The sequence below is a fragment of the Gordonia sp. NPDC127522 genome (assembly GCF_042672305.1).
Lineage (GTDB): Bacteria > Actinomycetota > Actinomycetes > Mycobacteriales > Mycobacteriaceae > Gordonia > Gordonia hongkongensis.
The window spans coordinates 19,724-28,962 of the sequence record NZ_JBHXVK010000028.1; the positions used below are offsets into that span (position 1 = coordinate 19,724).

Annotated in this window: 8 protein-coding genes and 2 tRNA genes; 7 read left to right on the plus strand and 3 right to left on the minus strand. The window is 65.1% G+C overall.

The genetic code is table 11. The annotated features are described in order from the left end of the window. Positions 1-148: 148 nt before the first annotated feature. Positions 149-1,126, plus strand: coding sequence for an alpha/beta hydrolase (locus ACFVHY_RS23710; protein ID WP_388029038.1), 978 nt, complete (start codon positions 149-151; stop codon positions 1,124-1,126). Between the two features lie 27 nt (positions 1,127-1,153). Here the strand turns inward: ACFVHY_RS23710 and hisC are convergent, their stop codons facing one another. Then, the gene (gene hisC, locus ACFVHY_RS23715) at positions 1,154-2,221 is read right to left on the minus strand and encodes a histidinol-phosphate transaminase (protein WP_390275810.1); all 1,068 of its coding nucleotides are present in this window, start codon (positions 2,219-2,221) and stop codon (positions 1,154-1,156) included. Positions 2,222-2,339: 118 nt separating this feature from the next. Here hisC and ACFVHY_RS23720 point away from each other — a divergent pair. The 3 genes from ACFVHY_RS23720 to ACFVHY_RS23730 all read left to right on the plus strand — a co-directional run bounded on the left by ACFVHY_RS23720 (position 2,340) and on the right by ACFVHY_RS23730 (position 4,206). Then, positions 2,340-2,431 (plus strand) — tRNA-Ser (locus ACFVHY_RS23720). Positions 2,432-2,467: 36 nt separating this feature from the next. Further along, positions 2,468-2,540 (plus strand) — tRNA-Arg (locus ACFVHY_RS23725). A 1,201-nt stretch (positions 2,541-3,741) separates the two neighbouring features. After that, on the plus strand, positions 3,742-4,206 hold the full coding sequence (locus tag ACFVHY_RS23730) for a DUF488 family protein (protein ID WP_390275811.1): 465 nt from the start codon (positions 3,742-3,744) through the stop codon (positions 4,204-4,206). On the opposite strand, the gene ACFVHY_RS23735 is transcribed toward ACFVHY_RS23730, so the two are convergent. After that, positions 4,203-5,183 (minus strand): hypothetical protein, encoded by a 981-nt coding sequence (locus ACFVHY_RS23735; protein ID WP_390275812.1) that lies wholly within the window; start codon positions 5,181-5,183, stop codon positions 4,203-4,205. The genes ACFVHY_RS23730 and ACFVHY_RS23735 overlap by 4 nt on opposite strands. Before the next feature lie 575 nt (positions 5,184-5,758). Continuing rightward, positions 5,759-6,175, minus strand: a complete 417-nt coding sequence (locus ACFVHY_RS23740) for a hypothetical protein (RefSeq protein ID WP_390275813.1) — start codon at positions 6,173-6,175, stop codon at positions 5,759-5,761. 125 nt (positions 6,176-6,300) lie between these two features. On the opposite strand from ACFVHY_RS23740, the gene ACFVHY_RS23745 reads away from it, so the two are divergent. Genes ACFVHY_RS23745 through ACFVHY_RS23755 form a run of 3 tightly spaced genes read left to right on the plus strand, consistent with a single transcriptional unit; the run spans position 6,301 to position 8,767 of the window. Then, positions 6,301-7,137: a TIGR04255 family protein gene (locus tag ACFVHY_RS23745; protein ID WP_390275814.1), complete on the plus strand. Its 837-nt coding sequence runs from the start codon at positions 6,301-6,303 to the stop codon at positions 7,135-7,137. Then, positions 7,134-7,889: a hypothetical protein gene (locus tag ACFVHY_RS23750; RefSeq protein WP_390275815.1), complete on the plus strand. Its 756-nt coding sequence runs from the start codon at positions 7,134-7,136 to the stop codon at positions 7,887-7,889. The genes ACFVHY_RS23745 and ACFVHY_RS23750 overlap by 4 nt, the downstream gene beginning before the upstream one ends. Further along, complete coding sequence (locus tag ACFVHY_RS23755) at positions 7,886-8,767, plus strand: hypothetical protein (protein WP_390275816.1); 882 nt, start codon at positions 7,886-7,888, stop codon at positions 8,765-8,767. The genes ACFVHY_RS23750 and ACFVHY_RS23755 overlap by 4 nt, the downstream gene beginning before the upstream one ends. Positions 8,768-9,239: the final 472 nt, after the last annotated feature.

Sequence of the window (9,239 nt, forward strand, 5' to 3'; positions counted from 1 at the left end):
TCACGACCTTCCACTCGGCTGAACGCCGGGTAGTCTGTGAGTCTAGATGTCCGCGTCGGGCCGATCCGGTCGGCGCGGACTCGCACGTGGTGACACGACGAGGTCCCGGGTGCACTCCGGGGGGATTGTCGGTGAGGGAGTTGGCGAGATGTCGAGGCGGTTGATCGCGGGTCTGGTGTGCCTGATGGTGGGGATTCTGTCGACCCCGGCCATCGCCGACGCCGCTCCCAAACAGGTGGCGCGCATCGCCAAATCCGAGAAGCTGAGTGCGCTGCGTACCGACATCTGGGTCTTCTCACCGGCGATGAACGAGCGGATCAAGCTGTCGGTCCTCACCCCGGTCGGCGGCTCGACGCCGCGGTCGACGGTCTACATGCTCGACGGCGCCGGCGCCGAGGGCGAGGTCAGCGACTGGATCACGAAGGGTCGCGCCGGACGCTTCTTCGCCGACAAGAACGTCAACGTCGTACTCCCCACCGGGGGAAAGGGCACCTTCTACACCGACTGGCAGAAGAAGGATGCCGCGCTCGGCAAGCCGATGTGGGAGACGTTCCTCACCAAGGAGCTGCCGCCGCTGATCGACGAACGGTTCGACGGCAACGGCCGCAACGCGGTCATCGGGCTGTCGATGGGTGGGCAGGCCGCGTTCTCCCTGGCCATCCGACACCCGGAGATGTACACCGGCGTCGCCTCGCTCAGCGGCTGCCCGCCGGTGTCCGGTCCGGTCAACGAGGCCTACGTCCGTACGACCGTCGGTCGCGACGGCGGCGACGCCACCAACATGTGGGGCCCGTTCGGCTCCGCGGGCTGGCGCGCACATGACCCGAGTCTTCATCTCGATCGGTTGCGCGGAAAGAACATCTTCATCGCCGCCGGGTCCGGCGCCATCGGCCCCCTCGACCTCCAGCGTCAGATCGAGCCGGACGAGGGGCCGCGCGACGTCGTGACGGCATCCTCGTCGGCGCTCGAACTGGGTGCCTACCGCTGTTCGCTCGAGTTCGCCATCACGATGCGTGCCGCGGGGGTGCCCTACACCGACGGTTTCCGCCTCATCGGAACCCATACGTGGGCGTACTGGGAGCGCGACCTCGCGGCCCTGTGGCCGACCATCGGCCGGGGGCTCTGACCGGCTCGCTCGGCTCGCGGTCCAGGATCAGCTCCGGGGACCGTCCCAGCCCTCGGCGAACCGCAGGAACACGTCGTCCTCGGCGGCGTTGGTGACAGTCACCCGCACGCCGTCGCCGTCGAACGGGCGGACCACCACCCCGGCATCGACGCAGGCGCGCGCGAAGTCCATCGACGCCGCTCCCAGGTCGAGCCACACGAAGTTTGCCTGCGAATCGGGGACCCGGTAGCGCGCGTCGCGCAGTCGTGCGGTGACGCGGGCACGTTCGGCGACGACCGCGTCGGTGCGGGCCAGCAACTGGTCGCCGGCGTCGAGGCTGGCGAGCGCGGCGGCCTGGGCGACGCTGCTGACCGAGAACGGCACGTGAACCTTGCCGAGGGCGGTGATGACCTCCGGGTCGGCGATGGCGTAACCCACGCGCAGCCCGGCCAGCCCGTACGCCTTCGAGAAGGTGCGCAGCACCACGAGGTTGCGGAACTCGCGTCGGAGTTCGAGTGCGTCGTACGCCTGACTCGACGGCAGGCGCAGGTACTCGAAGTACGCCTCGTCGAGCGCGACGATGACGTCGGACGGCACGCTCTGCAGGAACTCCCGCAGGTCGGCTGCCTCGACCACGGTCCCGGTCGGGTTGTTCGGATTGCACACGAAGATCAGCCGCGTACGGTCGGTGACCGCGTCGGCCATCGCGCGCAGGTCGTAGGTCAGATCGCCGGTGAGTGGGACCTGGACCGGTGTCGCGCCCGCGACGCGCGTCGCCAAGGGATAGGTCTCGAAGGACCGCCACCCGAAGACCACCTCGTCGCCCGGTCCGCTGGTGACGAGGATGAGGTTCTGGCAGAGGATGACCGACCCGCATCCCACCTGGACCTCGTCTTCGGTGACCCCGAGGCTCTTGGCCAGCGCTGCGGTCAGCTCCACCATCCCGTTGTCGGGGTAGCGGTTCACGGCTGCGGCCGCCGCGCCGATCGCCTCGACGACGCTCGGCAGCGGACCTTCGGTGACCTCGTTGCTGGCGAGTTTCACCGCTCCCGGAAACGTCTTGCCCGGTACGTATACGGGAAGGTCGTCCAGGTCGGGGCGGATTCGCAGGCTCACCCGACCAATGTAGGCCGCGACCCCGATGAGGCAGAAACCGGCTCTGACCAACCGGTTTGCTTGTGGATGCGAAGGGTGTGTAACCTTTCGACTCGGCAGTTCGAAAGGACTCCGCCAAGGAGGCGTGCCAGAGCGGCCGAATGGGACTCACTGCTAATGAGTTGTCTCGCTAAAACGGGACCGGAGGTTCAAATCCTCTCGCCTCCGCCACCGCAGTCGGCCGACGGCGGTACAACTGAATAGCACGCGCCCGTAGCTCAACGGATAGAGCATCTGACTACGGATCAGAAGGTTTGGGGTTCGAATCCCTACGGGCGCACAGAGAAAGAACGCCAGGTGAAACTCTGTTTCGCCTGGCGTTTTCGCTGTCCGGACCACCCCGGTGTGACACGAGGTATCACACCGGCTCCGTATTCGCTTGGGTGACACGCGACCCCGTGTCACTTCGTCTCAGCGGGTTGATCTTCCCTTGTGGTCAACGCGCCAAAGCGTCTGCGCCGCCGAGAGAGGTCGTTGGAACTGTGGCCGAAGGTGGCGCGAGTGAAGGCGGCGCTAGTGCGACACAGCTACGCGGAGATCACGTGATGGACACGCCATCCTGATGCGTGGACGTGGCGCGTGTGTTGGGCGTCATGCGGCCGGACTGCCGGCAGTTCTTGCGGCGTTAGGCCACGCGTGCAACAACGTGTTGGGGTGGGTGCGGAGCTAGTACGACTGCGGCCTGACCTCCCAGTGGTCGGAGAGCTTTCCCGACTGGAAGATCCGCGAGATCAGCCTGGTCGACTTCTTCTGGCGCGGGTCGCTGGTCGACCGACTCGACGACGTCCACGTCGACGGTGCCCTCGGCATCCTCCCGCTCGGCGGCGGATACCAGGGATTGGGCATCACTCAGTACGAGCTGGCGGTGGCGCGCAGCTCAGCGACATCGGAGATTGCCAGGAGATTGAACCGGCACCACTCCTAGGTGCCTTCCGAGCCCCAGGACTGTCCCGGCCTTGGCGATTAAACTCGTCGATCTGCGTCGTGGTGGCGCGCGAGTCGCTATTCATGGGTGCCGCGGTTCGACTTCGAAACCGACTACGAGAACAAAACGATGGTGGGCCGACGCCCCATACCTGTTGAACGACCCTTGTATGTGCAGGTGCTCCAGGGCGGTGTCGAATTCGCTCGCATCGAACTCGACGACCCCGGCGGCATCAACCCGGATTGCGCCAGCGTGCCCCCAGCTGGGGGCGGAGCGGTTGAAGGTCCAGTTGCTCGAGGTGGCTGCAGTCGTGCGTGGTCGTAGTGTTGGTACCTGGGTGCTGCACGCGCTGCAGGAGCGACATCCGGATCGGCGGCTGTCCGCGTACTCGGAGGAGGCTCACGGGTTCTGGGCCTCGCTGGGCTGTGAGCGGTTCGACCCATCCGTAAGGCGAGCAGTTTCACCGGGCGCTGTTCTTTCAACAGCGGCTGCGACCCCCGCGGCGTCTTCACTGGTTGCTGCCGGCTCCCCGGTCGGCGTGGTGCACCATAGTTACGTGGCATCGACGGACTCCAAGTACGACAGAGATAGCACCCTGGTCAGCATCGGCTACGAGGGGAAGACGGTCGGCGACCTCGTTGCGCAACTACTCGACCAGGACGTGCGAGTCCTAGTCGACGTGCGACTGACCCCGCTTAGCCGCAAGCCTGGGCTGTCGAAGACAAGGCTCGCCGCAGCTCTGCGCGCCGCCGGGATCGAGTACGTTCATCACCGCGCACTAGGCAACCCGAGGGACAACCGCGCTGGTTTCCGCGCCGGTGAACCCGAGTCCTTGGCGAGGTACCGGGAGGTCCTCGACACCGCTGACGCGACACATGCGCTTGCGCATGTATGCGAGCTCCTGGACGGTGGAGCGGTGGCGTTGCTGTGTTTCGAGCACGATCACGCCGAGTGTCACCGGAACATCGTCGTGGACCGGGTGCTGGAGACTCGCCCGAATGCGGCCGTGGTGCACGTCTAGAACAGAGCGTTTTCGTACTTCGGGTACCAGGTACCCAGTACAGAGAAGCTGCGCCGGTAGCGGTTCTGGTTGCCGACGTAGAAATGGACGTCCCTCTCGGGAGCGAGCATGTTTTCGCGCCACCGCTTCAACATCGCTTCGCGCGCACTAGCGTCGCCGTACTCGCCTCTCCATCGTCGGCCAGCCTGCCCGACCTCCCAGTCCAAGTTCTTCTGGTCGTGTCCGGGGCACTTTGCGGCGGCGCATCGGTACTTGTATCGGACCGCGTACGGGGCGGGCTCCAGCGGCTCCATCGAGGTACCGAACAGGTCGGGCTCAGACGCTTGGTTCACCTTAGACTGTTCGGCTGGTGTCCATGGGTCACCGTCGACGACTGACGTTTCGATGTCGGTGGGCTTGATCAACCCGAGAGACGGCGATGGTGTCGCCATGCCGCCCTTCGGGTTCTGCGCGAGGAGATCGCACATCGTTGTCTCACCGATGAGCGACCCGAGCCTGGTCCGCCGCAGCAGCCAGTTCTTCTTCGAGTCGAGGCGCTCAACGTGCACCATTTCGTCCTGGCGCGGTCGGAACGACTCGGGACGGTTGTCGTTGGCCTGGTGGTACGTGCCGTTGATCCGGATAATCTCGTACTTCTTGAACTGATTGTCGAAGTCGGCGTTGCGGAATTTCACCGGGTAAAGCCGGACCCACTCGGGTCGGCCGCGGTCGAGGCGCACACCGGCCACGCACACGGTCTCTCCGTAGGTCTCGCTGGGGTTGGGGTAGGTCTTGACCGTGATCATGACCTCGGCGGTCTCCTCGCCGAGTCGCGGCGGTTTCACGGCCGCGGCGCGGCTCTCGGCGACGTCAACTTCTCCCATCTGGCAAGGGTATCCACGGCGGGTGTCGAGTTGGAGGAGATTTGCGTGGGGCGGTCGTTCACGGGCTATGAGTAGCTCGCCACCATCCTGGGGCGCCACGAACCACGTGGTCACCTCTCTGTGCAGCATAATTACGTGGGCGACTCGAACAGTGGGTGCCGAAACGCGTGTCCGAGGCAGACGTCGCCGTCGGGGCCGTGCTGCGTGGCGTACCTGGCACGCCGGACTGATAGTCGAGCAGGCTGCGGAGGCGAGGATCTCCCTGAGCTGGACGTAGCGCGGACAGCGGCCGGCGCGGGTCACCGAGTTTCTTCCCCTCGACGCGGCGTACGACATGATCGCCGCTGATCTCGCGGGCCGCGATCGCGGCCGACTCCGCGGTTCAGGCCGCGTCGATGGAAGGGTAGGTACCGTTCACTCTTCGGTGGCCGGTGCCGCTCGTACGGTCAGTCGCTGAATCTTGCGGCTGGAGATCAACGTTCGATGCCAGAGACGCATCCCGCCAGATGACGCCCTGCCTCTCCGGACGGAAGAAATGGGTTCGCTGATGCGCAACCGTGCGATCGCCTCGGAGGGGTGAGCAACTCGTCGCGGCCAGGTTCCACGCCGCGACCGTAGGAGCAAACCCGCATGCACCGCCTGTCCTCCGGTGCCACTGCATCCGCCGAGACATCGGTGGATGCAGCCGATTACGCCAGGTGCCGACGCACAACTTGGAGATCCCGCGCGTGGACACGGTCGATCTTCCGTGACCTCAACACGAACTCCGACTTCTCAATCACGACGAGTCGCAGCCCGTGCTGGGGGATGAGGGTGCGTTTGCGTTCGTCGTAGCGGCGGCGCTGCTCACCGCGGCCCATACCTGAGACGGTGTGCCTGCGGTCGAAAAACGGGGACGGCGCTGAGTGTTGCTCCTCCTGGAACTCGACGACGAGGCCATCGTCCGGCCAGTACCCGTCGACGGGGAGCCGCGTCCCGCGCGGCCGCACCGGTGAAGGGTCTCCGCGGAGCCAGTCGAACCGCGCCTGCCGGACGCCCGGCATGCCGAGCACCTTGTCGCATAGGTCGAGGACGTAGTGCTCGTCGGAGTCTGCGCGGCGGGCCATGAGGCGATTCTGCAATCGCGGACGTTGCCCCGCGATGAAGTAGCTCTCCGACGGCTATTTCTCAGGTCATAACGCCTACACTTGTCGGTAGGTGCACCTAAGGTGCACCCTATGGACAGGACGCTATGACCAACGACCCACACGCTCCATATCCAGCCGAGGACATTCCTCTGGGGAACCTCCCACCGGCTGATCCGACGCTGCTCGGCAACGCTCCACTCGAAGTTGCAGTGATCGAGGTCCGATACACGTCGTCCATCTCCGAGATCTCTCCAGAGACCGCGGCCGCCTTCCGCGACGAGCTCGTGGTGAGTACTGGCGTCGACTACCCGAACATCGAGCCCACAGTCCAACAGCAGATGCGCATCGACTTCGGAGCCAACGGCGTCTCTCAGGTCGCCGCTGAGTCGCATGGGTGGCAGATCGCGTCGGCGAACGGCACCCTCATCACGCTCATGCCCGACATCCTGATCATGCAGATCAATCGCTACGAGCGCTGGAGCACCAGCGTCAAGCCTCCGTTAACGGTGCTCGTCAATTTCCTCGCCCGGCTGGTTAAGCCTTCGCTTGTACACCGGATCGGCCTGCGCTACGTCGACCGCTTCCACGACAGCGGGTTTGATTCCGCCGCGGCGTGGCAAGGCCGGATCCACGACACCCTGCTGGGTCCGGTCCTGAATCCCGACTTCGGCGCCAGGGTTCAGGGAGCCCAGCAGCAGGTGGAAATCCGCATCGACGACCACCACGGCGCGTTGCTGCGTCACGGCCCGGTCCGTGACGACTCCGGCAAGTGCGTGCAGTACCTGCTCGATACCGACGTGTTCCGCCACTCCTCGTTCACGTTCGACCCAGCACAGGTCGTCATGTCCGCCGAGCGCCTGAACCGCACGGCGCTGTCGATTTTCCAGTCGTCGGTCACCGACACCTATCTGAAGGAGCTTCGGGCGGGAGGCGAGGGATGACGATCATGCAGCAGCAGCCGACCGGATCCCGCGTGCTCCGTTCACCGTCTCAGGTGCGTGAGCGACGCGATCGGCATCCGGCGCTCTGCGAGTCCGAAGCCTCGGTGAGCACGTTCGTGGAGATCAATTCGTCACCGGGACTGCGGGAGGCGGTCGCGCAATTCTCCGGCGCGCTCGATCCCTGTGCTTGGGACCAGTTCCGCGTCGAGGTGTTCAAGGGTCTCGACGGTCAGTTAAACCTCTCGGGCTCGGCGCTGTGGTTGACGGCCCCGTACACCTTCATCGACACCGTGGTGGTCGTCACCGACAGCTGTGTCGATGAGACCGCTGATGTCGTTGACGCGTTCGAGCGCCTACGCGCCGAGCTGGGCCTCACACAAAGGGAGATGTTCAAGGCGACCGGCATTAGCAAGCGCACCTTTCACTCCTGGTCGGACAAACCCGCCGGGAGCCGCCCACGCGTCGCCAGTTTGGGACGGTTATGGGAGCTGGCGGATGCCGTTGACGACCTGCGCGAGACGCTAGATCACCCGTTGAGCAGGTGGCTGCGCGGCGATAAGAAGCGCATCAGCGCCCTGCTCGACGGCAGGTTCGACGAGCTCGTGGACCTCGCCGTGAACCGTGCGCCGTTTCCTCGGCGCGAGATCGGCACCTCGGTCTATGAGGGCATCGCCGAGGACGTCGATACACCGATCATCCGTGGCTCGGAGCCGTTTGTGACCGACGATGTCGAGGACGGGTTCGCCCGGTGACGATCGATCGACTCCTGCCGGAGTCATGGCCACCCGAGACGCTCGCCGCGCTGGAGCGGTGGCGTCAGGGACACCTGATCAAGGTGGATCGTAGCGCCTGGATCGTCCCGGCCTGGGTGGACGACCCCGTGACAGGCGAACCGTCTGCCGGTGGAGCGGCGGGTGACGTGCGTGCGCGTTCGGCCGCGCTGAGCGACACCGGTTTCTCGGCCGTGGTCTCACAGACCTGTGACATCGCGGGCGCTCCCGCGCAGCGGCACCCGTTGGTGCAGGTGTGCCCTATACGCGACATCTCGGAGTTCTCGCCGGAGAAGATTCAGCAGATCAAGGACTATCAAGTCTCCGAGTACGTCTGGCTGACCCAGCCTCCCGTCGAGGGCGCGAGCTGGGCGGTGGACCTCCGGGCGACCGTCCCAATCAGTAAGGGCTTGCTCGCGTCGACCGAACCAGTCGAGGGTTTCTCCTCGATTGAAGACGAGCTGATTCTCGGTCAGCGCCTAGCCAGCAAACTCGCCCGGCCGGCCGTTCATGACGCGCTGGCCGGTCCCGTATCCGAGTCTCTGCGCAAGATGCTCTCGAAGGCGAAGAAGTCGCAGGACTGGTGCGACGCGGTTGAGCAGCTGCGGCTGGAGATCGTCGAGGGGACGGCGCTATACCCGAAGCGGGTACGGCTGCTCGTTCTCACTGATCACCGCTTCGGACCGGCAGAGAGCAAACCACTCCGCGGTGAGTGGAAGTCCCACAAGAAGGCACTGAAGGCTTCCGACATTACTTGGGAGCCGATTCGTTTCCTCACCGTGGAAAAGTGTCCGGTGCAGCTCTACCGCGCCACCGTGCCGATCGACGTCCCAACACTCGACCGACGACGATTCGTCTGACCATCCGACCTGTGGGGAGGCAGCAGGGTATGAATTCGATGCCACGAGGCTATGGAGGCGTTTCGTTAGGCGCCGTCGAACTCGGAACGCGGGACCATGGTTGAGTAGTTAACGGCCCGTTACTTCGACCTAGACCCGTTGCTGAGCCAGCAGTACAACGGGGTGTGGCGGTGGATGGGCTGGTCGGGCCAAACAGGCAACCCGGAAACGGGACCAACCTCGTCGCCCGCAGGCGAGACTGTGGTGAGTACACGACGATCCAGGCTGCTGGCAGATCGGGGCACGGCCGGGTTCACCGCGGGTTGCGTTCGGCGAGGAAGCCCTGATGGCGGGGTTCGAATCCCTACGGGCGCACCACAGAGGCCCGTCACCGATCCGGCGAATTCTAGGGGTCCTCGCAACACCGGTTGGTTAGACTGGCACAAGTAAATCACGCAGACGTTCGGCTGGGTTTCTCCAGTCGAGCGTTTTG